Origin of the sequence: Pseudomonas kitaguniensis (assembly GCF_049199985.1) — a bacterium.
Lineage (GTDB): Bacteria > Pseudomonadota > Gammaproteobacteria > Pseudomonadales > Pseudomonadaceae > Aquipseudomonas > Aquipseudomonas kitaguniensis.
The window spans coordinates 137,972-164,811 of the sequence record NZ_JBLZPT010000005.1 but is presented as its reverse complement, the minus strand read 5'-3'; the positions used below and the strand labels follow the sequence as shown (position 1 = coordinate 164,811).

The 26,840-nt window shown below is 56.3% G+C and carries 28 protein-coding genes and 1 pseudogene; 22 read left to right on the top strand and 7 right to left on the bottom strand.

The features are described from left to right. Nucleotides 1-4: 4 nt before the first annotated feature. The 7 genes from ACOZK9_RS09570 (at nucleotide 5) to ACOZK9_RS09540 (ending at nucleotide 4,868) form a co-directional block, all read left to right on the top strand. Nucleotides 5-1,165, top strand: coding sequence for a coiled-coil domain-containing protein (locus tag ACOZK9_RS09570; protein WP_421555706.1), 1,161 nt, complete (start codon nucleotides 5-7; stop codon nucleotides 1,163-1,165). A gap of 53 nt (nucleotides 1,166-1,218) precedes the next feature. Beyond that, on the top strand, nucleotides 1,219-2,208 hold the full coding sequence (locus ACOZK9_RS09565; protein WP_421555705.1) for a RecT family recombinase: 990 nt from the start codon (nucleotides 1,219-1,221) through the stop codon (nucleotides 2,206-2,208). Beyond that, nucleotides 2,208-2,870 carry a lambda exonuclease family protein gene (locus ACOZK9_RS09560; protein ID WP_058415357.1) on the top strand — a complete coding sequence of 221 codons (663 nt, stop codon included), beginning with the start codon at nucleotides 2,208-2,210 and terminating at the stop codon, nucleotides 2,868-2,870. Before ACOZK9_RS09565 ends, ACOZK9_RS09560 begins: the two co-directional genes overlap by 1 nt. Before the next feature lie 2 nt (nucleotides 2,871-2,872). Continuing rightward, on the top strand, nucleotides 2,873-3,115 hold the full coding sequence (locus ACOZK9_RS09555) for a hypothetical protein (RefSeq protein ID WP_421555704.1): 243 nt from the start codon (nucleotides 2,873-2,875) through the stop codon (nucleotides 3,113-3,115). Beyond that, nucleotides 3,112-3,582, top strand: a complete 471-nt coding sequence (locus ACOZK9_RS09550; protein WP_421555703.1) for a hypothetical protein — start codon at nucleotides 3,112-3,114, stop codon at nucleotides 3,580-3,582. Before ACOZK9_RS09555 ends, ACOZK9_RS09550 begins: the two co-directional genes overlap by 4 nt. 79 nt (nucleotides 3,583-3,661) lie before the next feature. Next, nucleotides 3,662-4,009 carry a hypothetical protein gene (locus ACOZK9_RS09545; protein WP_152745147.1) on the top strand — a complete coding sequence of 116 codons (348 nt, stop codon included), beginning with the start codon at nucleotides 3,662-3,664 and terminating at the stop codon, nucleotides 4,007-4,009. Nucleotides 4,010-4,052: 43 nt separating this feature from the next. Further along, nucleotides 4,053-4,868, top strand: a complete 816-nt coding sequence (locus ACOZK9_RS09540; RefSeq protein WP_152745148.1) for a DUF2303 family protein — start codon at nucleotides 4,053-4,055, stop codon at nucleotides 4,866-4,868. 88 nt (nucleotides 4,869-4,956) lie between these two features. Here ACOZK9_RS09540 and ACOZK9_RS09535 read toward each other — a convergent pair whose 3' ends face one another. Beyond that, complete coding sequence (locus ACOZK9_RS09535) at nucleotides 4,957-5,190, bottom strand: hypothetical protein (protein WP_152745149.1); 234 nt, start codon at nucleotides 5,188-5,190, stop codon at nucleotides 4,957-4,959. A 154-nt stretch (nucleotides 5,191-5,344) separates the two neighbouring features. Between ACOZK9_RS09535 and ACOZK9_RS09530 the strand changes: the two genes are divergently transcribed. Genes ACOZK9_RS09530 through ACOZK9_RS09520 form a run of 3 tightly spaced genes read left to right on the top strand, consistent with a single transcriptional unit; the run spans nucleotide 5,345 to nucleotide 8,346 of the window. Next, complete coding sequence (locus tag ACOZK9_RS09530) at nucleotides 5,345-7,531, top strand: DNA cytosine methyltransferase (protein WP_421555702.1); 2,187 nt, start codon at nucleotides 5,345-5,347, stop codon at nucleotides 7,529-7,531. A gap of 42 nt (nucleotides 7,532-7,573) precedes the next feature. Further along, nucleotides 7,574-8,005, top strand: coding sequence for a hypothetical protein (locus tag ACOZK9_RS09525; protein WP_421555701.1), 432 nt, complete (start codon nucleotides 7,574-7,576; stop codon nucleotides 8,003-8,005). Further along, complete coding sequence (locus ACOZK9_RS09520) at nucleotides 8,002-8,346, top strand: DUF4406 domain-containing protein (RefSeq protein WP_421555700.1); 345 nt, start codon at nucleotides 8,002-8,004, stop codon at nucleotides 8,344-8,346. The genes ACOZK9_RS09525 and ACOZK9_RS09520 overlap by 4 nt, the downstream gene beginning before the upstream one ends. Here ACOZK9_RS09520 and ACOZK9_RS09515 read toward each other — a convergent pair. After that, a complete protein-coding gene (locus ACOZK9_RS09515; protein WP_122251236.1) occupies nucleotides 8,315-8,521 on the bottom strand; it encodes a hypothetical protein in 207 nt (68 codons plus the stop codon). The genes ACOZK9_RS09520 and ACOZK9_RS09515 overlap by 32 nt on opposite strands. A gap of 101 nt (nucleotides 8,522-8,622) precedes the next feature. Next, nucleotides 8,623-8,955, bottom strand: a complete 333-nt coding sequence (locus tag ACOZK9_RS09510; protein ID WP_099235254.1) for a hypothetical protein — start codon at nucleotides 8,953-8,955, stop codon at nucleotides 8,623-8,625. Between the two features lie 131 nt (nucleotides 8,956-9,086). Between ACOZK9_RS09510 and ACOZK9_RS09505 the strand changes: the two genes are divergently transcribed. From ACOZK9_RS09505 to ACOZK9_RS09485, 5 genes are read left to right on the top strand one after another with little or no spacing between them, the layout of a single operon-like run. Further along, complete coding sequence (locus tag ACOZK9_RS09505) at nucleotides 9,087-9,398, top strand: hypothetical protein (protein ID WP_421555699.1); 312 nt, start codon at nucleotides 9,087-9,089, stop codon at nucleotides 9,396-9,398. Continuing rightward, entirely contained in the window at nucleotides 9,395-10,108 is a 714-nt protein-coding gene (locus ACOZK9_RS09500) for a hypothetical protein (RefSeq protein ID WP_421555698.1), read from the top strand. The genes ACOZK9_RS09505 and ACOZK9_RS09500 overlap by 4 nt, the downstream gene beginning before the upstream one ends. Nucleotides 10,109-10,157: 49 nt before the next feature. Continuing rightward, on the top strand, nucleotides 10,158-11,528 hold the full coding sequence (locus ACOZK9_RS09495; protein ID WP_421555697.1) for a DNA-methyltransferase: 1,371 nt from the start codon (nucleotides 10,158-10,160) through the stop codon (nucleotides 11,526-11,528). Nucleotides 11,529-11,578: 50 nt separating this feature from the next. Beyond that, nucleotides 11,579-11,791: a DUF4224 domain-containing protein gene (locus tag ACOZK9_RS09490; protein ID WP_082649078.1), complete on the top strand. Its 213-nt coding sequence runs from the start codon at nucleotides 11,579-11,581 to the stop codon at nucleotides 11,789-11,791. Next, entirely contained in the window at nucleotides 11,792-12,826 is a 1,035-nt protein-coding gene (locus ACOZK9_RS09485; protein WP_421555696.1) for a site-specific integrase, read from the top strand. A gap of 152 nt (nucleotides 12,827-12,978) precedes the next feature. Here ACOZK9_RS09485 and ACOZK9_RS09480 read toward each other — a convergent pair. Beyond that, nucleotides 12,979-13,284: pseudogene (locus ACOZK9_RS09480) on the bottom strand (recombinase family protein); the annotation flags it as partial. 321 nt (nucleotides 13,285-13,605) lie between these two features. Here ACOZK9_RS09480 and ACOZK9_RS09475 point away from each other — a divergent pair. Continuing rightward, complete coding sequence (locus tag ACOZK9_RS09475) at nucleotides 13,606-13,899, top strand: hypothetical protein (protein WP_058414478.1); 294 nt, start codon at nucleotides 13,606-13,608, stop codon at nucleotides 13,897-13,899. A 123-nt stretch (nucleotides 13,900-14,022) separates the two neighbouring features. After that, complete coding sequence (locus ACOZK9_RS09470; RefSeq protein WP_421555773.1) at nucleotides 14,023-14,310, top strand: JAB domain-containing protein; 288 nt, start codon at nucleotides 14,023-14,025, stop codon at nucleotides 14,308-14,310. A gap of 80 nt (nucleotides 14,311-14,390) precedes the next feature. Here ACOZK9_RS09470 and ACOZK9_RS09465 read toward each other — a convergent pair whose 3' ends face one another. After that, the gene (locus ACOZK9_RS09465; RefSeq protein WP_421555695.1) at nucleotides 14,391-18,245 is read right to left on the bottom strand and encodes a hypothetical protein; all 3,855 of its coding nucleotides are present in this window, start codon (nucleotides 18,243-18,245) and stop codon (nucleotides 14,391-14,393) included. Nucleotides 18,246-18,510: 265 nt separating this feature from the next. Here ACOZK9_RS09465 and ACOZK9_RS09460 point away from each other — a divergent pair, with 265 nt between their 5' ends. Then, complete coding sequence (locus ACOZK9_RS09460) at nucleotides 18,511-20,541, top strand: M3 family metallopeptidase (RefSeq protein WP_421555694.1); 2,031 nt, start codon at nucleotides 18,511-18,513, stop codon at nucleotides 20,539-20,541. A 212-nt stretch (nucleotides 20,542-20,753) separates the two neighbouring features. Here the strand turns inward: ACOZK9_RS09460 and ACOZK9_RS09455 are convergent, their stop codons facing one another. Both ACOZK9_RS09455 and ACOZK9_RS09450 read right to left on the bottom strand, forming a co-directional pair. After that, complete coding sequence (locus tag ACOZK9_RS09455) at nucleotides 20,754-20,960, bottom strand: hypothetical protein (RefSeq protein ID WP_421555693.1); 207 nt, start codon at nucleotides 20,958-20,960, stop codon at nucleotides 20,754-20,756. 20 nt (nucleotides 20,961-20,980) lie between these two features. Then, a complete protein-coding gene (locus tag ACOZK9_RS09450) occupies nucleotides 20,981-21,199 on the bottom strand; it encodes a hypothetical protein (protein WP_058414474.1) in 219 nt (72 codons plus the stop codon). Between the two features lie 936 nt (nucleotides 21,200-22,135). On the opposite strand from ACOZK9_RS09450, the gene ACOZK9_RS09445 reads away from it, so the two are divergent. The 4 genes from ACOZK9_RS09445 (at nucleotide 22,136) to ACOZK9_RS09430 (ending at nucleotide 26,838) form a co-directional block, all read left to right on the top strand. Next, a complete protein-coding gene (locus ACOZK9_RS09445) occupies nucleotides 22,136-22,546 on the top strand; it encodes a carboxylesterase family protein (RefSeq protein WP_421555692.1) in 411 nt (136 codons plus the stop codon). 355 nt (nucleotides 22,547-22,901) lie between these two features. Beyond that, on the top strand, nucleotides 22,902-24,191 hold the full coding sequence (locus tag ACOZK9_RS09440; RefSeq protein WP_421555691.1) for a cytosine permease: 1,290 nt from the start codon (nucleotides 22,902-22,904) through the stop codon (nucleotides 24,189-24,191). Beyond that, nucleotides 24,191-25,288 carry a DUF917 domain-containing protein gene (locus ACOZK9_RS09435; protein WP_421555690.1) on the top strand — a complete coding sequence of 366 codons (1,098 nt, stop codon included), beginning with the start codon at nucleotides 24,191-24,193 and terminating at the stop codon, nucleotides 25,286-25,288. The genes ACOZK9_RS09440 and ACOZK9_RS09435 overlap by 1 nt, the downstream gene beginning before the upstream one ends. Beyond that, a complete protein-coding gene (locus tag ACOZK9_RS09430) occupies nucleotides 25,285-26,838 on the top strand; it encodes a hydantoinase/oxoprolinase N-terminal domain-containing protein (protein ID WP_421555689.1) in 1,554 nt (517 codons plus the stop codon). The genes ACOZK9_RS09435 and ACOZK9_RS09430 overlap by 4 nt, the downstream gene beginning before the upstream one ends. Nucleotides 26,839-26,840 lie beyond the last annotated feature (2 nt).

The following is a 26,840-nucleotide window of genomic DNA, read 5'->3' as shown; positions in this document are numbered from 1 at the left end:
CGTCATGTCCACCAATCCTAAAAAAGCACCCGCACAAGAATCGCTCGAAATGAGCGAAACGGAAGAATCCAAGAAGTCCATTACCCCTGCTGTCGCCGTCACCGACATCGCGGAGTATCGGCCGCACGAGGAGCAAATCGTTCGCCTGGAAACAACTTACGCGAAGCTGGTCGTTGACTGCTCGACGAGCGAAGGCTTGGCGAGCGCGAAGGAAGTTCGCGTCGATATCCGCGATGTGCGCTACGCCCTGGATAAGACCACCAAAACCGCATTGGTGCCTTATCAGCAAAAGGTCAAAGAAGCTCAGGCTCGCGTCAACCAAGTTAAAGAGTTCGGTGAAACGCTCAAGACTCGTGTGCTGGCGATTGAAGAGCCTGTCGATGAAGCGATCAAGGCGGAAGAAAAGCGTATCGCCGACGCGAAGGCCGAGCGCGAGCGTGTCGAGGCTGAGCGTGTCGAAGCCATCCGGGCCAAGATTACCCGATTCAGCTCTGTCGCTGCCGCATACGCAAGCCGCAGCGCTACCGACGTCTCAAGCGTTCTCCAGAATGTCAAAGACTCGGTAATTCTGCCCGAGGAATACGGCGAGTTTGAAGCCGAAGGCACCATCGCTCGCGACAACGCCATTGAACAATTGGAAGCGCTACACAAGGCTGCAATTGACCGTGAGGAAGCTGCTGCCAAGCTGCTGGCCCAGCAGAAAGAGCTGGACGAGCTGCGCGAAAAGCAGCGCAAAGCCGACGCCGAAGCTGAAGAATTGCGCAGGCAGCGAGCCGAGGAAGATCGTCTGCGCTTGAAAAAGCAGCAGGACGAACTGGACCAGCAGCGCCGCGACATGGAAGCCCAGCAACGCCAACAGCGCGAGCAACAGGAAGAACAGCAGCGCCAGCAGCGCGAACGCGACGCGCAGTATCAGCGTGACCAGGAAGAGCTGGCCCGTCTGCGCGCCCAAGCTGCCGCACCGGCCCCGGTCATCGCTACGACTCCTGACTTGATCGCGACGAAGGCCGATGTCGCACCAGTCAGCGCACAGGCGACCAGCGCTGAACAGGACGATTTGACTACGACCGCGCCCGCAGTTGACGACATTGTCGAAGTTGTAGCGCTGGGCTTTGACGTCGACCTCGAAACTGCTCGCGCCTGGCTTCGCGCCATCAGCTTTTAACCACCCTTTCCATCTCACGGCCAGCACACATCGTGCTGGTCACGGAGAGCGCTATGACCGATACAGACACCCAAGCACAAACAGGCCTCGCGACCTATCACGATCCTTCGCACAACGCCGCAGCGCTCATTCTTGACCCAGGCACCATGCGTTCAATGAGCGACCTCGCGCTTATGATGTCGAAGGGCGTAACCACCGTTCCGAAACATCTGAAGGGCAATCAAGCAGATTGCATGGCGGTGGTACTTCAAGCCATGCAATGGCAAATGAATCCCTTTGCCGTGGCGCAGAAGACGTTCATCGTCAACGGCGGCGCGTTGAGCTACGAGGCGCAGCTCGTCAACGCAGTGATTACCGCCAAGGCGCCAGTCAAAGGCAGGCTGAACTTTGAATGGTTCGGAGCCTGGGAAAACGTTATCGGGAAAATGCGTGAGGTCACCAGCAAATCCAAGAAAGACGAGGACACTGGTGAATTCAAAAAATACCGCGTTCCGGCCTGGAGCTTTGACGACGAAAAAGGGCTCGGCATCAAGGTTTGGGCTACGTTCCGGGGAGAAGACGAGCCGCGCACCTTGGAACTTCTACTGACTCAAGTCCGCACCCGCAACTCTACGCTTTGGGCGGAAGATCCCAAGCAGCAAATCGCCTACCTGGTTACCAAGAAATGGGCGCGCCTCTTCTGCCCTGACGTAATCCTTGGCGTTTACACCCCCGACGAATTTGAAGATTCGTATGGTGGGGAGATCGACATCACCCCCGCCAAACAGACCGCGAACAACGCTGCAGCTGCCGGTGTGTCGTTTGGCCCGAAATCCCCCTCGCCAGAAATCGACGGAGTATTCGCGGAACTGCTGTCCGTTGCTAAGCGCCAGGACATCGACGCCTACGCAGCAGCTTGGGCAGGCCTCAAGCCGAAGCAGCGCGCAGCAATCGGCCTGGAGTGCCATGAAGCACTCAAGAGCATGGCGGCGACCGTCGATGCTGATTTCACAGACATGACCAGCACCAACGGCGACCCGCTCCACACAGAGGAGGCGGCGTAGTGAGAACTGAGCTACAAGGCACAGAGAAGTGGCATTCGGATCGATCTGGCCGCGTGACAGCCAGCCGCTTCAAAGATGTGATGGCCTGGGGGAAGCCTGACAAAAGCGGCAAGCGCGAGCCCATGGGTGCCCGCACCTCGTACATGCGTGAGCTGTGCTTTGAGCGGCTGGCAAAGAAGTCCAAGCACAACGTCAGTAGCGCGTCTATGAAGTGGGGTCATACCGAGGAGCAAAAAGCCCAGGACGCCTACGAGATGCTAACCGGCAACATCGTCCTGCCCTCGGAGTTCATCGTTCACCCGAAGTACGACTGGTTGGGCTGCTCACCCGACGGCCTCGTCAACGATGACGGAGGCACAGAATCGAAGTGCCCATTCAACGAAGCGATACACGTCAGGACCTGGCTTGAAGGCATGCCCGAGGAACATATGCCGCAAGTGCAGGGCTGCATGTTCGTGACGGGCCGTAAGTGGTGGGACTTTCTGTCATTCGATTCTCGCCAGGACGAAGAGTGCCAGCTCTATATCGAGACGATTTACCGCGACGAAGACTACATCGCCAACCTTCACAAAGAGCTGGTCCAGTTCAACTTGGAACTGAATCGGATGGTTGATGAGGTAGCAGACAAAGCCCGGGCGCAAGCCCATCGTTTAGGAGCCTGATCATGATCAGCAACCACCTCAACCTGGTTGAGCAGCAGCGTCAGCACGCCGACTCAATATCGGAGCGCACGGCGCAGTTCCTGGCCTCCGGCGGAACGATCTACCAGGGCGAAAGCCCGGCGATCAACCCGCCACCGCCGAAGCGCTCTGCCAAGATCGACCCCGAAACAATCCTCAAACGACGCAAAGCGCCGATTTCAAGGGCTCAGCGTAACGCGCTGCGCAAACTCGCGGAGGCCTTATGAGCAAGCGCAAGCCGCATAACCTGCAGGCACGTATAGCCCGGTCGTGCCGCTCCCTACTGGCATCCAACCATGTCGCCGTGGTCAACATCGACCCCAGCGGCCGCCAGGGCATGATCAACTACAGGTCACTGAAGAACATCGTACCGGGGAAGATTGGCCAGGCCGTCTGCGGTATCCCCCACCGGTGGACGATCTACCTCAGCGCGCTTTGCATCGACGCCCGCGGCGACCGCTACAGCAAGTCGGTGGAGGTGGCGCCCGATGGCGTTTACCTCTCCGACCACCTGGAAGACGTGATCGAGCATTGCTACAAGAAATTGCGCGATGAGGCCAATCAAAGCCAGATGGTGGCGTCGGGCTGGATCGCCATTCCCGAGGTGATGTCGCTGGACGAGGCGCACGCCGCTCGGATCTTCGAAGCCGTCGGCGCATGGCGACAGGTAAAGGTCGATTCATGCGCCGCATAGCCCGCACCCAGCAACGCAAACGTCAAACCTGGCTCGCACTGCCGGTCAGCAGAATCAATTCCAACCCGGAGATACACCCATGTCCACCGCAACCGATACAGCCGAGTTTCTTGAAGAACTCAACGGCGGCGCCTTCGCCAGCCAAATCGGCCACGCCATCTCCGAAGTAGCGGCTGGTGTGGTCGACTACGGCAAGGCCGGAAAACTGGTAATCACTTTGGACTTCAGCCAGATCGGTGAATCGCACCAGGTGAAGATCAAGCACAAGCTCGATTACAAGGTGCCGACCAAGCGCGGTACTCGCAGCGAAAACACCAGCCTCGACACGCCAATGCATGTTGGCACCGGCGGCCGCGTAACTCTCTTCGCTGAAAAGCATGAACAGCTTTTCAGCCGAGACGACGCGCCGATCCCTAAGCGCACCTGATTCATTCCGCTCACCCTCCCTCCGCAATCCAAGGAAATAAGCGATGTCACTTACCAAAGATGCAATTCAGCTGATCACCGATACGGCGCTTGAAGCAAACGGCAAGAAGCTGGAAACACTGGTCCCAACCGTGGTGCTGCCGGAAAGCTCGAAAGTCATCGACTTGGAAAGGTTCCAGGCCGGGCGCAGCCGCTTCCGTGGCACCTATAGCACTCACTCGCTGGCAGACTTCAGCGCCTACGTGGTGGAACGCGCGGCGCTTGGTGCCCGTGGCTTCATTGATCAGGACGCAATGAGCTGCGTGCTGCTGTTCAACCTTGGCACCGCAGAAGTACCTGGCCACGCTGATGATCGTGCCGTCCTCAAGTTGAAACCGACCGCAGGTTACACCGCCGCCCAGCAAATCGGCGGGCGCGGCATCAGCCAGAAAGACTTGAGCGATTGGATCGAAGACTGGCATCAGTACCTCACGCCAGTAGACGAGGCTGGTAACCCAATCGCGGTGGCCAAGGCAATCGCGGCCGTTCGCACGATCACTATCAAAGCGTCCAGCGAATCGGAGAGCACGGTCGGCGAAACCCGCGCCAGCCGCAGCGCAATGGACCAAATTGAAGCAAGCAGCAAAGAGACCCTGCCAGTCTCGCTGCAATTTCGCACGGTTCCGTTCGAAGGCCTGACCGAACAACAGATAACCCTTCGCCTATCGGTCATCACCAGCGGTGCGGTGCCGGTGCTGAAACTGCGCTGGGTTGGCGAAGAGGTCCAGCGCGAAGACATCGCGCAGGAGTTCAAGACGGTGCTTCAGGGCAAAATCGGCGAAAGCGCGTCGTTATCTATCGGTGCTTTTGATCCGAAATAATTAAGAGATGCTTCGAGCACCCTCAGGTGCTCGAAGTTATATACGCCCCTTTACTATGGGGAGCGATTGAATGGGAAAGATTTAACGCTTAGTTCTTTTGAACAGAGTGAACTAGCAACTTCCACACAATAGGACTGCGATTAGGGTGCTGATGATGGTTTTGAGGCGGCAGGATATGACCGCCCGCAATTGAAATTTCATCCTCACAATTCTTACACCTGTAGATACCAGCCCAAGGCGCAGCATTTCCCGGACCAAGTTCTTTGTCGAACGCCACATCATCGCTTTGAACTAAAAGATTACCGTGCTTGTAAAGAGCCATATATTTTTCCTTAAGTAGAGGTTTGTATCCTTCCCGGGTGCTCAAATCAAACCACTGATATCACAATGACTGCAATACTGGTCATACATTCACGTAACGATATTTCATAACTACTTTTTAGCTCGCGAATCACGCCAGCCGGCGAGGATCCCCTATGTCCGCACAACAGAAGAAACACCCCTTCGATTTCAAAACCCAATACGGACTCGGCTTCAACCCTCAGGACGATGAGATCGTTGTCGACTTCTTCTGCGGTGGCGGCGGTGCCGGTACCGGGCTGGAGATTGGCCTGGGCCGCGCGGTGGACGTAGCGAAGAACCACAGCCCGCAAGCAATCAGCATGCACACCATGAACCACCCTGGCGCCCAGCACTTCACCACCGACGTGTTCGAGGGTGATCCTGACACCGAGTGCGGCGGCAAGCCCGTGGGCTGGTTCCACATGTCGCCGGATTGCACGCACCACAGCCAAGCCGCCGGCGGCCAACCCCGCAAACGCGAGATCCGCAATCTGTCGTGGATCGGCCTCAAGTGGGCGGGCATGAAGCGCCCCCGGGTGATCAGCCTCGAAAACGTAAAACAGATCCTGCAATGGGGCCGCTTGATCGCCAAACGCGATAAGGCCACCGGCCGCGTGGTGAAGCTCGGCGGCGACGTTGCTGCACCTGGTGAGGTCGTGCCGGTGGGCCAGCAGTTCCTGATTCCCGACCCGAAACAGCGCGGGAAGACCTGGCGCCGTTTCGTGGCCCTGCTGGAAGGCATGGGCTACGTCGTTGAATGGAAAGTGATCCGGGCGTGCGACTTTGGCGCGCCGACCAGCCGGGAGCGCCTGTTCATGATCGCCCGGTGCGACGGTCAGCCAATCGTATGGCCGGTGCCAACCCACGCCAAAAACCCCGCCAAGGGCCAGAAAAAGTGGAAAACAGCCGCTGACTGCATCGACTTCACCGACCTGGGCAAAAGCATCTTCGGCCGCAAGAAGGACCTGGCCCCGGCCACCCTTCGGCGCGTTGCCAAGGGCATGAAGAAGTTTGTGATCGACAGCGCGGCGCCGTTCATTGTGCCAATAGCCAACTGGTCGGGGGAAACGGTGCAGTCTACTGACGAGCCGCTGCGAACCGTCACCTCGTACCCGAAGGGCGGCGCCTTCTCGGTGGTTAGTCCAATCATCGCACCGGCAACGCACCAGGGCAGCGACCGAATAAATGACCCGCTTGAGCCATTGCCGACGGTGACTTGCGCGAACCGAGGCGAGCTGACGTTGATCAGTCCTGTGATGGTCACAGCAGCCCATGGCGAAGGTCAGCCAGGCAGCACTCAGCGCTGGGGAATTGGCAGCAAATCAGTAGCCGACCCACTCGGTACCGTAACAGCCAGCGGCGGGCACTCGGTCGCTGCGGCCACACTGGTGCCGCTTGGCAACGGCGATAAGCCGGGCGCAGCACCCCGCAGCGCAGATATGGGTCAGCCACTTGGGACCATCATGGCCTCCGGCGGCAAATACGCCGTAGCCGCCGCGCATCTGGTTAAGTTCCGCTTCAATGACGCGGGCAAGGCGCTGGACGAACCATTGCCGACCATCACCAGCGGCGGCAACTACCAGCGACCGGCCGGTGCCGCACACGCCATGGGCATATCCACGGTGTTCATGGCCCAGATGAATGGAGGCTTCAACGCTACCCCCGCAAAAAGCATCGAAGACCCGATGACCACGGTGACCAACACCGGCAGCCAGCAGCAGCTGGTGGCGGCGAACCTAGTGCACTTGCGCGGCAACTGCGATGCGCGGGACGTGAATGACCCACTGCACACCGTCAGCGCCGGCGGCCAACACCACGGTCTGGCGAGCGCGTTCATGGAGCGGGCGTTCGGCGGCAGCGTGGGCCAAGGCCTCGAAGAACCGGCGCCGACTATCACAGCCGGTGGTGGTGGCAAAAGCTCGCTGGTGTCACTCACGCTCTCGCCTGAACACGAAGCCGGCGCCCTGCGAGTCGCGGCGTTCCTGATCAGCTACTACGGCACCGAGAACATCAGCGCTTGCGACGCGCCAGCGCCGACGATCACAACCAAGGACCGCCTGGCTATGGTCACCGTAATGGTAAAAGGCACGCCCTACGTGATCGTCGACATCTGCCTGCGGATGCTGAAACCCACCGAGCTGTACAAGGCCCAGGGCTTCCCCGCCGACTACATCATCAGTCACGGCGCCGACGGCAAGCCGTTCACCAAAACCCAGCAGGTGCACATGTGCGGCAACAGCGTCAGCCCGCCGCCGATGGCTGCGCTGGCCAGGGCCAACGACCCGTGGCGCGCCGAAGAACGCCAAGCGCGCGCCGCATAACTCTCCATTAACCGACCGGGCATGGCCCGGCAAGGACTCCCCATGCCTACAGAAAACAAACTCACCCTTAAGCAAGAGCGAGCCGAGCAGGTCAATCAGGTGATCCGAATCATCGGCGCGCACGGCCGGCGGTTCTTCTTCAACCAAGTCGCCGATCGCTACGCCAGCATGGAAGTGGATAAGCGCGGCAAGGTCTGGTTCATCGACGACTACAGCGCGCGACGGATCTTCACGCACAAAACAAACTGGGGTGGCCGGTGGCGAGGCTTCAGCCATGGCGGCACGCTTCGGTCGCTCGTCGAAGGGTTCCGGGATTACATCCGCACTGGCGAGCCAATGCACCCAGGGTACCTCGGGCCTGAACGGTTCGACGACAGCAACATCTGGGGTTACGACGCAGAAGGCATGAAGGCCGTACGCGAGCAAGCCGGCGCCCTCCCTGTATTCAGCCAGGCTGCCGCGGAGGCCGCATGAAGCGCATCTACCTTAGCGGGCCAATGACCGGACTGCCCGATCTCAATTTTCCGGCCTTCGCCGCAATGACCGTCGACCTGCGCGCCGCTGGCCACACCGTCACCAATCCCGCCGAGATCAACCCCGACGGCGGAACCTGGAGCGACTGCATGCGCCGCGACATTGCCGCCCTGATGGACTGCGACACCGTGGCCACCCTGCCTGGCTGGCAAGAATCGAAGGGCGCCCTACTCGAAGTCCTGATTGCTCAGCACCTCGGCATGACGATTGTGAATGCCCATGATCTGGTAACGAGGGAAGAAAAACGGCTCAGACCTGATCCGTTAAAGAGGTGCTTGTAGAGTTAAGAAAGGAGTTCCAAGCATCGAACGCAGCTTTGTGGTCGCTCGTTGCTTCCTGCCATTCTGGGCCGCTCACATTTTTAGAAGCGACCAACATCATCATTTTGGTGGTTGCTGCATCAAGCTGGACAAGCAGCTTGTGAGACTCAAAGCGGAAATCGTCTATACCGTTCATTGAAAAGCCTTTCGATAGGTCTCTCCGGAAGCTCCGTGTTTTATTCCTATCGACAGGAAGACAAAATGTCCGGACAAACGTTCCGCAATGCCTGAGAACAGCTACCTCTCTGCTTGCTTTGAGCCTGCTCTGGGCAAGCTCTCAGTTTTTCGGCCCTTGACGGATTTGGTTCGAGCAGGAGATTGCAACCTCGCCCGCTCAAGTCCCCAAGCCAATGCTTTTGTCATCGTTTCGCCGGGTAGTGAATCAAAGGCTTCTTCAGAGATAACTGCGCCTTTGTCCCCGTAGACCCCTATGAACAACTGAGTTCTACCAAGTAGAGACATACGGACTTGCACGTTCAGCACCGTGCCGTCGACTTGTCGCTCATCCACCGAGCGAGTGTGAAGAGTTTGGTCGGCCCAGTCCCAGTAAACGTTGCCTCGTTTTCTCATCTGTGTAGCCCTGATATTAAGGCCGCGATTATGCGACCGAGGCGAATGTCAGCGATATACCCATTCAAAAAGATTTTTTAATCACCCCCAACCTATCCAAAGTCAGCCGCTATAGCGGCAAGGACGAAGTCATGCCTGAAGAAATCGTTTTGATCCAGCCGGTAGCCGTAGTGCGCGACAAGGATGGCTGGTGGTATCACCCGGGCATTCCGGAGTTCGGCGGCGGCGAAGACCCGGCGCCCTACATCGCCTGGGTCAAGGAACAGGGACTGGAACTGAAAGGCTGGCACTCTGGCGACGAGCTTGAGGATCTACCTGACGAGGATGCCGCGTGCACCGCCTGGAATCCCGAATCGCCAGGCCCTGACTGGTTCCTGATGGGGATCTTCGATACGGATGACGGCCCCTATGTTCAGTGGGCGCGCAGGGAGGTTACGCCGTGAACCAGACCAAAGAACGCCCCATCCTGTTCTCGGCGCCGATGGTGCGCGCCATCCTGGAAGGCAGGAAGACAGTCACGCGGCGAGAGGTGAAGAAACCAGCTGCGCTTGATTGCCTGGCCGCTGGGTTTGAGCCAGCATTTCTGGCGTTGCCGGGCAACGCCGACCTCTGTCCTTACGGCAAACCCGATGACCGGCTTTGGGTGCGCGAAACATGGGGCGTCATCAGTCACGACTTCGATGAACATGGAAACATGATCGATTGGAAGCCCGATCGGCCGGCGTCCAAGATTCGCGAAATGCGTTTCGGGCGCGGCTATTACTCAGGACATGTTATCTATCGCGCCGACGGCGAGGCGGCATGGGCTGGTGACGATGACGGTGGCGGCGATGATCGTTCCGCTTGGAAGCCAAGCATTCACATGCCGAGAATCGCGAGCCGCATCCTGCTGGAAATCACCGACGTGCGCGTCGAGCGGTTGCAGGACATCAGTGAAGCGCAGGCGCTCGCCGAGGGAATCGTCGGTGTTGCTTTCCGCCCTGATGACGGCTGGCCGACCTGTACGGGCTACATGGTCGGGCCTGACGATGGGAAGACAGGTCTACAGACGACGGCAGCAAAAGCCTTTTCTGGTCTGTGGGATTCCGTCGGCGGCAACTGGAATGCTAACCCGTGGGTCTGGGTGGTCGAGTTCAAGCGGGTGACGCCATGATCGCCACCCTCTGGTTCGCCTACGTCTTTATCTACAAGGGGCCGAGGCCATGAAACAGCATCGCGTTTTAATCGGCGACTGCATTGAGTCGATGCGGACGCTGCCAGACAACAGTATCGACAGCGTGGTAACAGATCCGCCCTACGGCATTCGTTTCATGGGTAAAAGCTGGGATGGCCAAGACATCGAGGCTCGAGCCGCTTACCGGGCCAGCATGCCTTCACACGCGTCGGCCTGCGGTCCGAATGGTGGTCACAGGTCCGTTGCTGCCGAGGCAGGAAAGTATGACCTGACACCCGAAGGCATGCGCGCATTCCAGGCCTTCACGCTGGAGTGGGCAACCGAATGCCTGCGAGTGCTCAAGCCCGGCGGTCACCTGCTCTCGTTCGCGGCTGCACGCACTTACCACCACATGGCGGTTGGCATTGAAATGGCTGGGTTCGAGATCCGCGACCAGATCATGTGGGTTTTCGGCTCGGGCTTCCCAAAGTCGCATAACCTAAAGGGCGATCGCGCCGGGTGGGGTACCGCGCTGAAGCCAGCGCACGAACCAATCTGTATGGCGCGCAAGCCTTTCCTTGGAACGGTCGCATCGAACGTTGCCGAGCACGGTACCGGTGCTCTAAACATCGATGCTTGTCGTGTTGAACCTACGGGAGAGCGGCTCGGCGGCGGCGAAGAAAACGGAAAAGTATCAAAGCCGGAAGGATGGGCGAGACCCTGGATGCATGACGCAGAACACGTAGCTGCCCACGGAAAAAAGGTAACCGCCAATGTCGACAAGGCCAGCCGCTTGGGTAGATGGCCAGCAAACCTGATACATGACGGAAGTGACGCCGTGTTGGCCATGTTTCCTGACACGCTTGGCCAGCTTGCCGCCGCCAGCAGGAGCGACACGCAGCGGGCGGGCCAAAACTGTTACGGCACGATGAAGCGAGGGCGCGCGACGGAGGCAAGTGAAGGCAGCGAGAATGGCGGTATCGTTGGTTTTCAGATGAAGCCCGGCGATCGTCGGCTGGATACCGGCAGTGCTGCCCGCTTCTTCTACTGCGCAAAGACCAGCCGCACCGATCGGCACGAAGGGATGGCCAATCCAGGCCCCCAGTTCAAGATGGGCAACACCCTGCGCAAGGTCGAGACGACTGAAACGAAGGGCAACAACCATCCAACCGTCAAACCTACCGACCTGATGGCGTACCTGCTTCGACTGGTGACACCGCCCGGCGGTGTAGCTCTGGACCCATTCATGGGGTCGGGCAGCACCGGCAAAGCTGCAATGCGCGAAGGCTTCGAGTTCATCGGCTGCGAGATTGACGAGCAGTACGCGGCGATCGCCCGGGCGCGCATCGAATTCGAAGTAATCCGACAGCAAGAGCAGAAGGTCGAATCCGACCAACTCGATTTATTCGCAACAGCCTAATCCCAATCCCCCTACATGCCTGCCGGTGAGCGGCGGGCGAGGTATTCCCTATGGACAGTATTCATTTCCTGTCGCACGAAGAGGTGTGCACCCTTACCGGTGCAAGAACGAAAGCAGGACAGGTGCAGGTTCTTAAAAGAAACGGTATTCGGCACACCATCAAGCGGAGCGGTTGGCCTTGCGTAATCGCCAGCGCCCTAACCGGCGAACCGGTCGCGGCATCAGCAGAAAAACCAAAATGGCAGCCACGCCTGGTGAGTTAAATGGGAAGGAAGCCAACAAACCCTGATAGCGTCACGCGCCTCAGGAAGCGCAAGCAGCGCAGCGGGATCATCTATTACTACTACGACCTCGGCGGCTCTCCAAGGAAGGAAATCGCTCTGGGCAGCGACTACGGGCTGGCGATTGTTGAATACGCGAAGCTGGAAAAGAGCCGCACTTCGTCTGCCATGGTGCAGGCAGTACTGACGTTCGCCTATGTCGCAAAAATCTACATGGATGAGGTGGTACCGACCAAGAGCCCGGCCACACAGAAGGACAACACTCGGGAGCTTAAGCAGCTTCTGAAATTCTTCGATGATCCACCGGCACCTCTGGAGGCGATCGAGCCTCAACACGTCGTGCAGTACCTGCGCCAGCGCGGCAAGACGGCGCCAGTGCGCGCCAATCGCGAGAAGGCGTTACTTAGCGCCATCTGGAACTTTGCCCGCAGCAGCGGCTATACGGCCTTGGCCAACCCGTGCGCCGGCGTGAAGGGGCACAAGGAATCTGGACGAGATCAATACATCGAGGACGAGATGTTCGCCCTGGTGTACCAGCACGCCGAGCAGCCGCTGCGGGATGCACTCGATCTGTTCTACCTGACCGGCCAGCGGATAGCGGACACGCTAAAGATGGATGAGCGAGACATCCGCGACAACAGGCTGGCCGTGAAGCAAGGCAAGACCGATGCGAAAAGGAGGATTGAGATAACCGGAGAGCTGAAGGTGGTGATTGATCGAATCATGGCCAGGAAGGACGGGCACAAGATCCGCACCAGCAGGCTCATCGTTATGGATAACGGGCAGCCAATGACCAGCAGCATGTTGCGAGGGAGGTTTGACGCGGCCCGTGAGGCGGCAGGTGTTGAGAAAGGAGACTTTCAGATGCGCGATCTACGCGCAAAAGCTGGCACCGACAAAGCAGAATCCAGCGGTGACATCCTGCAGGCTCGCGACCAACTTGGGCACACAACTGTCGTTATGACAGAGAACTACATCCGTAAGAGGATCGGCAAAAAGGTCACGCCGACCAAGTAAATTCTGCACCGCAATAGTTTTAACCCCCTTGAAAACAAAGGGCTGCAAGCGAGGTAAAAACTTCTCATAGCGGTGCAGAATAGACGCTAACCTGTTGTATTTAAAAGAATACATTGCGGACTTAAAATCCCCCGCTCGTAAGGGCGTCCCGGTTCGATTCCGGGTTCGGGCACCATCTTTTGTTCTACTGACGGCCATAAATGTCCGTAGAGCCCTTTAAAACTCGCCCTCTGGCGAGTTTTTTCGTTTATAGCGTCAGCAATCTCCTCAAGTTGGCGCTCACGTCGCAGGTTGGTTTCAAACTCTGCAAAAACGCCCAGCATGTCCAGGAAAGCTTTCCCTGCTGCGCTGAGCGTATCGATTGGTTGCTCAGTCGCCTTGAGACAAACGATGTCTTGAAGATCTTTGATGCTGCGTGCAAGGCGGTCAATGCGTGTAACCACTAGCGTATCGCCAGGGTATACCCATATAGGGCGGAACGAGCGCCCACAAAATGAGAGGCTTTGGGAAAAGTCCTGTTTACTTTCGATAGGCAACGCTCCAAGGTGCTGCCTGCAAATCACATCCTCTCGCCGAGATGACAAGAGGACAGTAGCTAAAAGCCCCCATCGATCTGGATCATACAAATTTGATGGACGACTACCCCAAATTGAAAACAGCCCTCGGAACGGGCAGGCGGACCTTAGGGGAGGTTCCGTTCCGTTGGGCTTCAAACCCCGAACCCCAGTGACGGAATTTTCTGGGTTTGCGGCTTACACCCCCAGATTGGGATTACTGCAATGCTTGAACCTGAACAACACACGCCAAAACCCGTACTGCGCAAGGTCGTAGGCTGGGTGCTGGTTTTGCCACTTCTCGCCTCGTTTGTGACGCTGCCATTTCCCCTCAGTTTGTTCTTGGTGCTGGGAGTGATTGCAGCGTCGGCTTATGGAGTAAGGTTGGCCGTGCGCCACGCCAGCCGACGCGTGACCGTGTTCGCTTTGATTGTCACGGTGCTCAATGTGATTTCGCTGGTATTGATGGGTACGGCGTCAGTGCTCATGGCGCTCTACTCTATCTCCCGACTTTACTGATATTCGCATTATGCCAATTGGCTTTACTGGAACTTCTAGGCCATAGGAAATTTGACCGCAAGAAACGAACGGTCCCAACAAACGAGTGGAACTACGCCAATGGGAGCGAATCTGTGATTTTCGATTGGATCCTTTTTCTCCATTAGATCCAGCTCTCCCCGAGCCGGAACTATTATTGATTTCTCCTCCCCCTGCCCCCGTTTCGTCTTGCAGCGCGTCTTGCACTACAACAGCGCGGCAGTGATTCTCGCGCACAACCACCCTTCAGGGGATGTGACACACAGTCAGACCGACAAGACGTTGACCCAACAACTCAAGTCCCTATTGGAACAGGCGGATGTTCGCGTCCTGGATCACTTGAGCGTCGGCAGCGGAGAGGCCTTTGCGTTCGCCGAGGCTGGCTTGCTGTGATAGTCGAGTGCTGACTGCGTCTTTCTAATTTTTGGGCCGGTCCTAATGACGCACGCACTGACGTGACTGAACAGTGCTCATTACGTCGAGGACATGCTTGAAGGATTCGCCGTCTCTACAGTAATACCCGCAAGATTTTGTTCGTGTGAAACAGTCAATTTCACAAATCGTTGTTGGCGCAGCGTCTCGATGACGTACAGCGTTCTTGCCAATAGCTCGTTACCTTTTTCGTAAACCTGACAACAAACAACTATCGCGAAAAGACGCTCGCCACGCTCAGCCACCGTAACGTTCTCTAACTGCTTTAAATACGAATCCTGCAAGCCACGACTGCTGATGACCGTTGGCAATTTGCCGGATCGCAAAGCAGGAGCCGCCAGATTGTCCGGATTTGTTACGAGTTCTTTATGAAGCGCACTGATTGTGCTGCGGTTGTAGAACACAAATGTCTTGAGGTCGCCGGTTACGTACGATTGCACAACTCGCGCAATGACATCGCTGTTGCTTCGGGTTGCCAAGCTGCTCGCGACTAGCCACGCTACCGCACTGGCTAACGCTTGAGGGTCAGGCGGGCTCGGCGGCACGAGCGTTGACAGCTTTAAGGCGTTCAGATGTTTAGTAACGCGCTCAACGTTAACGCCCTCAACTTCAATGTCCGCTTCAACCTTGAGCTGTAGCTGAGCCGCTGTTTGAGTAGCGTTATGGTGCCTCTCGAGCAAAAACTTTCTCAGCGCAGTTACCTGCGCAAACCCTATACGCTGACGCAGCTCATTTTCCTTGCTGGATCGTAACGTCACCAAGTGGCTGACTTGCTTGAGTGAGTCCGTTTGTGTTTGTGATGCACCCGTACCGGGGGCGGAATTCAAACTCGCCCACAGTCTGTTAAGTTGCTTATCAACACTGTCTGCGAACGAAGCGGGAAAATGCGCCACGGTGTAACTGGCGCTGTCTATGAAGCGGCTCCCTCCCGCGACTCCACCACGTACCCAGCCCCCCATGTTATCGCTGGCGGCAACCGAGGACGTGTAGCGTTTGTATAAAAGCACACGGGTTGCATTCTTCTCTAGCGTTGCAAAACGAGACGCCCAATCTACCAAGCTGCCCGCATAGGCTCGACGCACGTTAGATGAGCCGTATTGCGGCATCGTTAGATCAACGACAATCTGTGTTCCCGACTTCTCAGCGAGCAATGCAAAGTGGTGTGCGGGTAGCTCGCTGCTCGGAGGGTCAAACATCAGCACACCCAGCACCTCTACTGCCCATCCATCAGCCTCCATCACTAATTTGGCTAAGGATGATGCATCATAGGCATTGCCGTGAGGCCATTTGACCCAGCCTGCAATTGCCAACTGAGATTCGGAGCGTTCAAAACATCGAACGAGGTCCGCTACAAGTGGCGCCAACGCATTGGATGTCGGTTGGAAATAAAGCCCTACCGTCACCAGGTCTTCGGAAAGAGGGGGGACGGGCTTCTTTTTATCGGTGATTGCCGGTATTGCCGTACGGGCGAGACCGCTAATTTGCCTGACCAAACGGCCGACAGGCGCTTTGAGACTACTGGCATCGCCAATCAACTCAGCGGCCAGAAGCAATGCCCCAAGTTTCCCTTCTTTGATGTAGCGTTCGTAATCAGTGCTGCGATCAGCATTGTTCGCCAACTCCACGCTTGACCACAGCCCGATGCTGTTGATAGTGACCTGTGTCAGGGTGTTGACAACCAAGGCACTGACTCCAAGTGTGGGTGGCAGCAAAATTGCAACTATGGCCGATACGGCTCGCAAAGCGGTCTGACGCAAGCGCAGTCTGGACGCGACGTACTGCTCTCTACTGGTAAAAACCAGGAAGTTCATGTCTGATTTTGCTTGCACAATGGCCCGCAATCGCAGTGAAGCTTCCCAGTTTGGCGTGAATTGGAAGCTCAATCTGGGCCTGACGACGAAGCGCGAGGTTGTCATAATGCGTACGCGCCATGTTCGCAGATCGTCAATCGTCAACAGCAGTTGTTGTGATAAGGACAGGTGCGGCTCGATAAAGCTGAGGAGCCTTTTAAGGTAGGTATCGGAACCCTGACTTGAGTTCCAGTCAAAGACCGTAGTGGCGTTTGGCAGAGCCGGATTAAGGGAAACCAGTAGCGCTGTATCTGAGCCTCTGGTCAGTGCAATAAGTGACGGGACTACTTCGTGATTGAGCAACACCAATTGAGGGGCGAGGTCTGCGACCAGATAATCGGCCGCCAGCCCACTGAACTCTGCCGATGTTGGCTGTGAGTCAAAGTACAAAGCCACCCGAGCCATCGCAATGGATTGGCAGGTGGTCGCGAATACTTTTTTGAACTCAGCTTCGCTTGAGAGTTTTTCAAGATCTTTGTAAAACTCATCAGATAGCGTGTTTCGAATCGACTTGATGACCCCGATCATCTTCTTATTGATCAGGCCATTCTTCGAATAGACGTCGATTTCGCGCTCCCAGACGCTTCTTTGCCGTTCCGGCTCTCCCAGTGCGACTTGCAGGACAGTGAAGAGTTTATGACTTTTTAAGTGGGCAGAGGCCGCGCCTGCGGCATAAACAAATCCGGTGTTGCCCTCAACGTACTTGAACACCAAGGTATCGGTGAACTGGACCTTCTCGAGGGAACCGCTGTCCAGTCCCGCACTGGCCAGACAACGTCGAATCAATTGCTCAAGGTATGGGCGAGCGTCCAGCGTCTTGCCATCAGCTTGGTTCAATGCTTCCCATATACTCAGTGTCGGCACCTCGTCCAGCGTGGCTGTCGGTACACTGTCTGCTTTTATCTGGGCAGTAGGGAAGCGATGGTTTCCAGGATTCAACCACTGAGCCAGGGGTTTTTCCACGACCTTGAAATCAACGCCATTGATCTCGGAGTCATGCCAAGCAAAGATCCGATAGCCATTGGCTGGTCGTGTAGCAACGATCGTTCCATTGTCCTGCAATATGCCGTACGCAAGACCATCGACCCGATGATTGATGTAGGTCGCCACATAGAATGGCCAATCCTGTGCTCCGTGAAACTTCGGAGGAACTGTAATAGGGTAGCGAGTGGCTCTACCGGTCGAAGTGCGGACCGTGACGTCGAGTTGCTTGCTTTCCGACAAAGCCGCCGGAACACTGATATTGATTGACAGTAACTGCCATCGGTCTACCAGTGTGACGGTGATTGATGCCTCCTCTCCTGCCAAATGGCTGACCCAAATATCATGTTCACTGGTGGCCGTCGCTACGGGGCAGGTCGTGGCTGGACACGTTGGATCATCGTCCTGCGCTGAGTTAATACGCAGAAAAGTCATCGAGCGATTGACATGAGTAGCGACAGCGCAAAGCCACTCAGCGTGGTTGGCATGCTTTTTGTAGATGCTGATATATAAGTCATCAAGAACGCTCTCGCCACGTCCTGACAATTTTATATAGATATCCTGGTTGCGCAGTTTTATGCCAGCCATGGAAAGTGTCTGCGTGGACTTACTGAATATATGCCCCGATACTACAGACTCCTCAATGGCAGGAGGGGATCGACCTGATAATGGCGCACGCTCTAACTGCTCGCGGAGGTAATTGAATAGATTATCCTTGTTTAGCATGCTCGCGGCGCTGCTGATGAATTCGGGATAGCGAATGCTGGTCTTTAAACGACTATTGGTCATCAGTTCCTTGCTTGTCGGCCACCCGAATGCCCCATTGATGGCCGACCAGAGGGAGTATTCTTGAACCTCATAAGCAATGAGCGAGTCTTCTGATTCATTTTTTTCGCTTTCATAAATACGAAACGCCACAGGTATCCGATAATCGCGGGTAACCAAAACTGCTTCCGTGGCAGCTATTGAAGCTGTCTCAAGAGTCTGAGTCAGCCAACTGTCGAACATATCTCCAGAGGCAATCTGTTCAAGATACCTCAGGCTAATTGACCCATTATTACCCATAACTAATTCCACGTGTTATTTTGTTTTATTGCACATAGGATGATAAGCATCATGTGAAACATAAGCCCGTCAAGCGTAACCGATCACCTTTGGATAACGCGCAGTAATATGTACGCACCACAACCTCTACTGACAATCATTGATACAAAAGTCAGGCATCTGCAGCTCATTGCACAAATGTGCACCTCTCACCTCTCTGCCGTCCAAGTAGTGTCGTCTGAGGGAGACCTCACGTTTCTAACCGCCACTCTTCAAGGAAGATTTGATGTACGAAAACAATCCGCTTTTGCAACCTTATGATCTGCCGCCCTTCTCAGCCATACGTACTGAACACTTAGTGCCTGCCGTGCAAACGATCATCGCTGAAAACCGCGCTGCAATCACAGCGATTATTACCAGTCAAACGCACTTTCCAACATGGGATGATCTCGTGTTGGCCGTGGATGAGTTGGACACGCGCCTGGATATTACACTTAGCATCCTCCACTTAATCGACTCGACCACCAGAGACAAGGTCTGGCATGAGGCTGTCGCCCACTGCAACAGCCTGAGCAAACACTATAAAACTGAACAGGCGCAAAACAACACCCTCTATCAACTTTATAGACAGCTTGCAAATAGCCCGATTGCCGGCCTTTTCAGCAACGACCGTAAAAATACGTTACACAAAATACTGCGCCAGTATCAGTTGGCCGGTGCTGATCTGCCTACCGAAAAACAGTTGCAACTAAATAACCTGAACATGGAAATCAGCGAGTTACAACATGAATATCTGAATCGAATAGAGGACGCGAACAGGGCATGGAGCAAGCACATCGAAGACAGTACCTTGATAAACGGATTACCCCGTGCGGCCCAGGCTCGAATGTACCTGGCCGCTCAATCCGCCGGTAAACCTGGCTGGTTGCTCACCCTTTCCGAACAGTCCTATCGCGAGGTATTGACCTACGCCGACAGTCGGGCTTTGCGCCAGGAAATAATGCTGGCCTACTACACTCGTGCTTCTGACACAGGCCCTGATGCCTTGGCCATCGACAACGAGCTGGTCTTGACGCTACTGCTTGATGACCGTCACCAAAAAGCACAACTCTTGGGCTATCCCAACTTCGCCCAACTGGCGCTGGTGGATCAAATGGCGGACACGCCAGAACAAGTCATCGCATTTCTAGACCAACACATTGAGCTGGCGCGGAGCACATTTGCCCAGGATACGAAACAGCTGCAACATTATGCTGTGCTACATGGCATCACTCGTCTGGAACCGTGGGATTATGACTACCTCGCGAATAAGGTTCGTCAAGACGCCGTAGGTATTTCCAATGAGACAGTGCGCGAATATTTCCCATTGGAAACGGTACTGCAACGGCTCTGCTCGTTCACAAAGCAACTGTTTGGCATCGACTTGATCGAGCAAATCACCATCGATACCTGGCACCCGAACGTGCGTGCATTTGAAGTTAGAGAGTACGCGGAACCCATCGGGTACTTGTTCATTGACCCCTATCGACGTGAGAGCGGAGCCGGTTTGGGCTCGACTTTAGGCATAAGCAACCGGCAGATCACCGCCGAAGGTCGGCTGCGAAGGCCCGTGGCGGTACTCAGTAGTCGGTTGCCGCCACCCACCGAAGTCGAACCCTGCCAACTCGATCATTTGCAACTACGTGTCCTTCTGCATGAGTTCGGACACTGCCTGCAGCACCTGTTAACCGCTGCGCCGTATCGGATGATCTCGGGAATTGGTCAACTGAGCCATGACAGGGCGGAATTCGTCAGTCAGGTGCTGGAGCGATTCTGCTTTGCGCCGCAATTCTTGATAGGGCTGTCGAGTCATTTCCAGACCGGAGACTCTTTGCCTGAAGATATCGCCAACAAGATTGTCCAATATATCCACACTCAAACCAGCCGGGAAACGGCCTCCCTATTACTCACCAGCCTCGTCGACTTTGAGTTACACCGCACGTACGGCGACGGACGTACACCTCATGAGGTGTTTGTTAGCGTCAACAAAAAGATTGGGCTCTTGCAGTGGCCTGACGAGGCTCGTCCGGTCAATGGTTTCGAACAGTTGGTCAGTGATTATGGGGCCAGAATCTACTCTTATAAGTGGTCGGGCGTCCTAGCATCCCAGGCGTTTGATCGATGGAAACGAGAGGGTCTGAACAACCCCATCATCGGGACCGCGTTCCGAGAAGCCTTCATCACACCGGGTGATTCCCCCTCGCTGGAAAAATCGCTTGATCTATTCTTGAGCCATTCGCCGTTGCCGACGCGACGACAAAATGGCAGCGCAGGTTAAATCCCTGCGCGGCTAAATGGTCATGATCCGTATGCATATCTGAAGGATGCCCGCATTCGTCCTCGCTGACATGCACGCGGCCTGTGCACGTTATTTTGAGGGTGGCGGACTAGCATTGGGGGTTAATTGACTTAAGGCCAGTCACATACCCCGTAACCATCCGCGCGCCACGGGATACCCTGCTAAATGTGCTCAATCAATCGTGGGGCTTCTCAATGGAGAGTTACTACATTGCCATCTTCACAAAGCCTAATTCTATAGAGCGATTTTTTTAGACTTATGACTGCCGATTCGCAGATTTCGATTTCTTCGCCCCCTTTTTGAGCAGTCGCGTGGCTGTTAGAACTATCAATTGTTTCGGCTGACTTATTAATGCTCGCGTAAGCGAGGGTAAAACTTTTTTTTAATAATTTTGGCATTTTAATCGTCCTTAATAGTCTTACTCACAGCCATAGCGTTTGTAGCTACACTCGGCGGCCTTGGTTAGCAAGTCGTTGATGTATGGAACTTGCGCGCCAGTGCCTCGGCAGATCAGCGCAGCTGCCCTGTAAAATTCTGCGGCGCTTGCCCAGTTGTAGCACTGCTCAGCCTCATAGGCTGCCCTGTACAATGCCATGCCTGTGCGTTCGGCCTTGCTGATAGTTAGTAGTTTTTTCATTACGCGTATTCCTGCGCGAGCGGAGAGATGGCTGACCCCGTTTTGCCAATGCCTATCGCAGTTGGGCTAACTGAGCGCACAACGATGTGCGCTTAGAGTCCGAATGCAAGGCGTCCGTGGCGAGATGCGAGCTCATTATTGTGATGGGGATTTTTTTGTCTACTGAGAGAAATGACAGGTACTGCTGAGTACCCAGCTTTTGCGGACGCTTAGCCTTAAATCCATATTCGTGAATGGCTTCTACTTTTCTACGCCTCGTTTTTTCATCTGCAGATAGCTGGCCCGTCGTGATGAGCAGGCTGCAATTTTTGTACGAAGCGTACCCAGGCCCCAGACACTGCCTGACTGGAAGCGTCACGAAGCCTAACCCCGGAAACTGCCGTATTCGAAGAATAGCCTCAAAAACTCAATCGCTATGATCGGCTGCCGCGAAACCTGTTTTCCAAGGGCAGCGGCGGAAACTGAGCGCAGCACCTGACTTTTCTGGTACGGTGTTGAGCTTAGTCTGCGCTAATACCGAGTTAACGTTCTACCTATTTACTCTTACTTAGACACAGCTCAATCTTGTGGATGACCTATCATTTGCACTATTTGAGAATATTGACAATACGCCCAAATGCAGTTCATTGTGTCGAGCAGTTCAACCCCCCCCACAAACCACTCTGTGAGCTTTTTGCGATTATAGAGAAACTATGTTTCTCGATTTGCGAACGGCAACGCTCTTGTCAATTCTCCGGCGGAGACGCTTACTATTTGTAAAATAACTTAACCAAGACACTCCAGGCACTTTAGCAAAAAAAACAGCGTGAAAGTCCTACTGTGCAGATTGCTCTGCTCTATAGTGACTCACTCGACAATCAGGACAAGCGCCCCACTCTCTACGGAACAAAAAACGTAGCCGTTGAGAGACTCAAGCACATTTTGCAAGGAGGCTTCATGAACTTATTTTCACGACTTATCGCGATAACTTTCACTGCCGGACTGTTCACCATCAATTATGCATATTCTACCGATCAAGCGACGGCCAACCCACTGTTTGCCATTGTCGAAACGGGTAGGCTGGAGGGGTTACTTAACAACGGTGTCATTGTATTCAAAGGCATACACTACGCGGCTCCGCCCATCGGACCATTGCGTTGGCGGCCGCCGCGGCCGGTGCACGCATGGAACGGAATACACCCTGCTCAAAACTTCGGCCATGATTGCATGCAACTGCCAATTGGCAACCACGCTGCAGCGCCCGCGCGATTACGCGCCTTCACCGAGGCGCGCGTGGGACCGGTGAGCAGTCGTTATTCAACTCGCGGCCTGATCAGCAAGCACCCGGCGGAATCCCGTCTTTGTTGAAATCCTTCAACCTCTCCTGCTCTTCCTCCGTGGCATGTGCCGGGGTTTCCTGTTCGGGCTCTTGGTTCTTTTCTTCAGTCATCGCTACGTCCTCTGGGTGATACATGTTTTGGCACCCGACGGCATAACCAGTTCAAAAATAAGTGGTCGCAATGAAGCTATTGCGCCGCCCTTATCATTTTGGTTTCCCCACCCAACATCCCAATTGGCTTGGGCAACACCCATGCTAGCATCGAGGCATAACTAGAAACCCAGCTGCCATTGCCCGCCCCTTTCCAAACTGCCCCGTTTAACAACGCGCTGCGTCGTTTGCATCGCGCATCGATTGTTTCTACAACGAGAACGAGTGAGCACGATGGAATCTTCCGACGACTATTCATCCTCTCGCGTGCCGATGTCGGCACGCGGTTCGCTGTTTGCCATCAGTCTTATCCGCATTGGGGCAATGACCTCGCTGGGCCAGTTTATGGTCGGGGCTACGCTGGGGCATTCGATGACGTTTGGTCAGGCGTTATTGGCTACGTTCATCGGCAGCCTGTTACTCGAAATTGTCAGCGTGGGGCTGGGGATTGCCGGGGCGCGCGAGGGTTTATCGACAAGTTTGCTGGCGCGCTGGTGCGGCTTTGGGCGGGTGGGCTCGATTTTGGTGGGCGTGGTGATTGCCCTCAGCCTGCTGGGCTGGTTTGGGGTGCAGAACGCAATGTTCGCCAAGAGCCTGAACTACGCCTCCGGTGGCGTGCTGGGGTTTGGGCTCGCTTCGTGTATTGCCGGGGCGATGTTGTCGGGGTTGGTGGCGTTCGGCTTTCGTGCGCTGGGCTGGACAGCGAAGATCGCGGTGCCGCTGTTTTTTGTGGTGGTGCTGTGGTCGCTTTACAGCATTTTGGCCCACCCCACGGCCGCAGAGTTGTTCCCGGCCACGCCCTTGGGCACCGCGCTGACCTTGGGCGCTGGCGCCAGCGCGGTAGCCGGTGGCTACATCGCGGGGGCCTTGGTGACGCCGGACTTGACGCGTTATTGCCGCAGCGTGAGCGACGCGGTGTGGGTAACGCTGGCGTCGCTGGTGGTTGGCGAGTTTATCGTCAATACCATCGCCATCCTCATCGCGCATGCCCTGCAAACCGATGATGTGGTGACCATCCTGACCCAGACATCGGGCTGGGTTGGCTTGCTGACGGTGATTTTGGCGACCGTCAAAATCAACGACTTCAACCTGTATTCCTCATCGCTGGCGATGGTAACGACCCTCGAAGGCCTGTTCGACAAGCGCATTAGCCGAGTCATGTTGACACTCGTGCTCGGTGCAATCGGCACGCTGCTATCAGTGCTTGGAATCCTCGACCGTTTTATCGATTTTCTGATTGTGCTCGGCGTTATCTTCCCGCCAATTGCCGGGGTCATGTTGGTGGATTACTTCGTGTTAAAAACCCACCGCCAGGCCCTCGACGAGAGCCGCGCGTTGGGCCTGCTACCGGCGGCCACGGTGAATATTGGCTGGCCAGCGTTATGTTGCTGCGCCTTCGGTGCCGCTGTGGGGCTTTTGCTCAACCACGGTATTGCGTCATTGAATTCACTGGTGGCAGCGGCGTCGGCTTACTGGCTGATGGGTTTGGCCCGGCAACGATTTATGACCATGGAGCGTGCTTGATGCGATTACTCGATGAACAAGCGATTGAGCTGATCACTGTCGGCGCCTCGATCCTGGCCGCCGGTGGTGGCGGCGACCCGTATATCGGCAAGCTGATGGCGCAACGGGCGATCAAAGAATGCGGACCGATCCGCTTGATCAGTGTGGACGAGTTGCACGACGACGATTTAATCCTGTCGACCGGCATGATCGGTGCGCCGACGGTGATGATCGAGAAAATCCCCAACGGACAGGAAGCGCGTAAGGCCTGTGAGATCATTGAGCAGACTCATGGGCGTAAGGTAACCGCGATCTTCCCGATCGAAGCGGGTGGGCTCAATTCGTTGCTGCCACTGGCAACGGCGGCCCGTCTGGGCTTGCCGGTGGTTGACATGGATGGCATGGGCCGTGCCTTCCCCGAGTTCCAGATGACCACCTTTCACCTGGATGGCGTCAACGCCTCGCCTTTTGTCGTGGTCGACGAAAAGCTCAACAGCGTGCTGGTGGAGGCTGACGATGGCCTGCGCACCGAGCGTTTCGCCCGCGCGGTGTGCGCGCGCATGGGCGGCGCGGCTATTTTTGCCGGTTACCCGATCACCGCTGCCATTGCGCGCCGCTCCGGCATACACGGCATTCTGAGTTTCGAGCAGCGTATCGGCGAAACCCTTGAGCACGCCCGGTCAAGCGGCACACCGGCACTGGGCGCATTGCTCGACATGCTGCAAGGGCACGTGTTGTTTCGCGGCAAGGTGACCGAGGTGGACCGGCGTACCGAGGAAGGTTTCTCGCGCGGCGTCGCTTACTTCGACGGGATTGGGGCCGACAAGGGCGAGCGTTTCGACATCGCATTCCAAAATGAATACCTGCTGGCGCGCAACAACGACCGCGCCTTGTGCATCACCCCAGACCTGATTTGCGTACTCGATGAAGAAACCGGCCTGCCGTTATTGGCCGAGCGGCTGCGCTACGGCGCGCGCGTGGTGGCGATCGGTATTGCGGCCAATCCAAAATGGATGACCGCCAAGGGCATCGACGTCGCGGGCCCGCGTTACTTCAAATACGGCCTGGATTACGTACCGCTGGCCACCCTGGTGGCGGGCAAGGGAGCGCTGTCATGAGCTATCGGATGGGTATCGATGTAGGCGGAACCAACACCGATGCGGTGTTGCTCGACGAGACCGGCCAGGTGATCGCGCAGACCAAGGAGCCGACGACTGCGGACGTCATGTCGGGTATTGAAGCCGCCATCGCCACGTTACTCGGTGCATCCGGTGTGCCGCGAGAGGCGATTACCCAGGCGATGCTTGGCACAACCCAATGCACCAATGCGATTGTCGAACGCAAGGCGCTGAACACAGTGGCGCATTTGCGTCTGGGTGCGCCCGCAACGTTGGCGATTCCGCCCATGGAGGGCGTACCCGATGACTTGCGGGCGCTGCTCGGGCAGCATTTGTTTATGCTCGAAGGCGGGGTCGAGTACGACGGCAGTTGCCTGTGCGCGCTCAACGAGCAGCAGATCCGCCGGCACCTGCGTGACGTGCGCGGCCAGGTAGATGCGATTTCGGTGTGCGGCGTGTTCTCGCCGGTGTCGGCGCATCAAGAGTTGCAGGTCGCGCACTGGGTCAAAGAAGAACTGGGGGATATTCCGGTGTCGCTGTCGCATGCCATTGGCTCGATCGGCTTGCTTGAGCGCGAAAATGCTTCGATCCTCAATGCCGCCCTGTTTCGCACGGCGCGAACCACCGCAGCCGCTTTCGTCGAGGCCTTGAAGCGCCATCAGGTCAACGCCAAGGTGTACTTCGGTCAGAACGACGGCACGCTGATGACCTTGGAGCATGCGCTGGCCTACCCGATCTTGACCATCGCCTCCGGGCCGACCAACAGCATTCGCGGCGCTTCCTACTTGGCAGGGCTGGAGCACGCGTTGATTATCGATGTTGGCGGAACCACCACCGACGTCGGAATGCTCACCGACGGTTTCCCCCGGGAGTCTTTGATTGCAGCGCAAATTGGCGGCGTGCGAACCAACTTCAGGATGCCGGACATCGCGTCCATCGGCTTGGGTGGCGGCACCGTGGTGCATCGGGTGGGCGAAGGCGGCTTCCAGATAGGGCCAGACAGTGTTGGCTACCGCTTGACGCGTGAAGCCCTGGTGTTTGGTGGGCAAACGTTGACCATTACTGATATCGCCGTCGCCAAGGGGCTGGCCAATATTGGCGATCGCCGACGGGTCAGTGATTTATCGGCGGTATTGGTAGAGCAGGTGTATGAACATTACGTGGCCATGGTCGAAGCAGTCATCGATCGCATGAAAACCAGCAGCGCGCCGCTGCCAGTGGTACTGGTGGGAGGCGGCGCAATTATTTTGCCGACGCACTTGGAGGGCGCCTCGCAAATCATCCGGCCAGAAAATTTTGGCGTCGCCAATGCCATTGGGGTCGCCATTGCCCAGGCCAGCGGGGAAGTCGAGTTGATCGTGTCGCTGGAGCACAAGTCGTTGAACGCCGGGATCGATGAGGCGGTGAATCAAGCCATCGCACGCGCCATTTGCGCCGGTGCGATCGCGGACTCAGTCACCGTGGTGGACCTTGATACGATGCCGCTGGCCTACATGCCCGGCAACGCCGTACGCATCCGGGCCAAGGCGGCGGGGTCATTGGGGACGTGAAT

What these genes read in the sequence shown, in the direction of transcription:
- ACOZK9_RS09545 (WP_152745147.1), top strand. Translation starts at nt 3,662, where the DNA reads ATGTCCACCGCAACCGATACAGCCGAGTTTCTTGAAGAACTCAACGGC.
- ACOZK9_RS09485 (WP_421555696.1), top strand. Translation starts at nt 11,792, where the DNA reads ATGGGAAGGAAGCCAACAAACCCTGATAGCGTCACGCGCCTCAGGAAG.
- ACOZK9_RS09520 (WP_421555700.1), top strand. Translation starts at nt 8,002, where the DNA reads ATGAAGCGCATCTACCTTAGCGGGCCAATGACCGGACTGCCCGATCTC.
- ACOZK9_RS09570 (WP_421555706.1), top strand. Translation starts at nt 5, where the DNA reads ATGTCCACCAATCCTAAAAAAGCACCCGCACAAGAATCGCTCGAAATG.
- ACOZK9_RS09535 (WP_152745149.1), bottom strand. Translation starts at nt 5,190, where the DNA reads ATGGCTCTTTACAAGCACGGTAATCTTTTAGTTCAAAGCGATGATGTG.
- ACOZK9_RS09515 (WP_122251236.1), bottom strand. Translation starts at nt 8,521, where the DNA reads ATGAACGGTATAGACGATTTCCGCTTTGAGTCTCACAAGCTGCTTGTC.
- ACOZK9_RS09450 (WP_058414474.1), bottom strand. Translation starts at nt 21,199, where the DNA reads ATGAAAAAACTACTAACTATCAGCAAGGCCGAACGCACAGGCATGGCA.
- ACOZK9_RS09445 (WP_421555692.1), top strand. Translation starts at nt 22,136, where the DNA reads ATGAACTTATTTTCACGACTTATCGCGATAACTTTCACTGCCGGACTG.
- ACOZK9_RS09440 (WP_421555691.1), top strand. Translation starts at nt 22,902, where the DNA reads ATGGAATCTTCCGACGACTATTCATCCTCTCGCGTGCCGATGTCGGCA.
- ACOZK9_RS09510 (WP_099235254.1), bottom strand. Translation starts at nt 8,955, where the DNA reads ATGAGAAAACGAGGCAACGTTTACTGGGACTGGGCCGACCAAACTCTT.
- ACOZK9_RS09430 (WP_421555689.1), top strand. Translation starts at nt 25,285, where the DNA reads ATGAGCTATCGGATGGGTATCGATGTAGGCGGAACCAACACCGATGCG.
- ACOZK9_RS09540 (WP_152745148.1), top strand. Translation starts at nt 4,053, where the DNA reads ATGTCACTTACCAAAGATGCAATTCAGCTGATCACCGATACGGCGCTT.
- ACOZK9_RS09475 (WP_058414478.1), top strand. Translation starts at nt 13,606, where the DNA reads ATGCTTGAACCTGAACAACACACGCCAAAACCCGTACTGCGCAAGGTC.
- ACOZK9_RS09550 (WP_421555703.1), top strand. Translation starts at nt 3,112, where the DNA reads ATGAGCAAGCGCAAGCCGCATAACCTGCAGGCACGTATAGCCCGGTCG.
- ACOZK9_RS09530 (WP_421555702.1), top strand. Translation starts at nt 5,345, where the DNA reads ATGTCCGCACAACAGAAGAAACACCCCTTCGATTTCAAAACCCAATAC.
- ACOZK9_RS09555 (WP_421555704.1), top strand. Translation starts at nt 2,873, where the DNA reads ATGATCAGCAACCACCTCAACCTGGTTGAGCAGCAGCGTCAGCACGCC.
- ACOZK9_RS09465 (WP_421555695.1), bottom strand. Translation starts at nt 18,245, where the DNA reads ATGGGTAATAATGGGTCAATTAGCCTGAGGTATCTTGAACAGATTGCC.
- ACOZK9_RS09490 (WP_082649078.1), top strand. Translation starts at nt 11,579, where the DNA reads ATGGACAGTATTCATTTCCTGTCGCACGAAGAGGTGTGCACCCTTACC.
- ACOZK9_RS09495 (WP_421555697.1), top strand. Translation starts at nt 10,158, where the DNA reads ATGAAACAGCATCGCGTTTTAATCGGCGACTGCATTGAGTCGATGCGG.
- ACOZK9_RS09455 (WP_421555693.1), bottom strand. Translation starts at nt 20,960, where the DNA reads ATGCCAAAATTATTAAAAAAAAGTTTTACCCTCGCTTACGCGAGCATT.
- ACOZK9_RS09565 (WP_421555705.1), top strand. Translation starts at nt 1,219, where the DNA reads ATGACCGATACAGACACCCAAGCACAAACAGGCCTCGCGACCTATCAC.
- ACOZK9_RS09505 (WP_421555699.1), top strand. Translation starts at nt 9,087, where the DNA reads ATGCCTGAAGAAATCGTTTTGATCCAGCCGGTAGCCGTAGTGCGCGAC.
- ACOZK9_RS09435 (WP_421555690.1), top strand. Translation starts at nt 24,191, where the DNA reads ATGCGATTACTCGATGAACAAGCGATTGAGCTGATCACTGTCGGCGCC.
- ACOZK9_RS09460 (WP_421555694.1), top strand. Translation starts at nt 18,511, where the DNA reads ATGTACGAAAACAATCCGCTTTTGCAACCTTATGATCTGCCGCCCTTC.
- ACOZK9_RS09525 (WP_421555701.1), top strand. Translation starts at nt 7,574, where the DNA reads ATGCCTACAGAAAACAAACTCACCCTTAAGCAAGAGCGAGCCGAGCAG.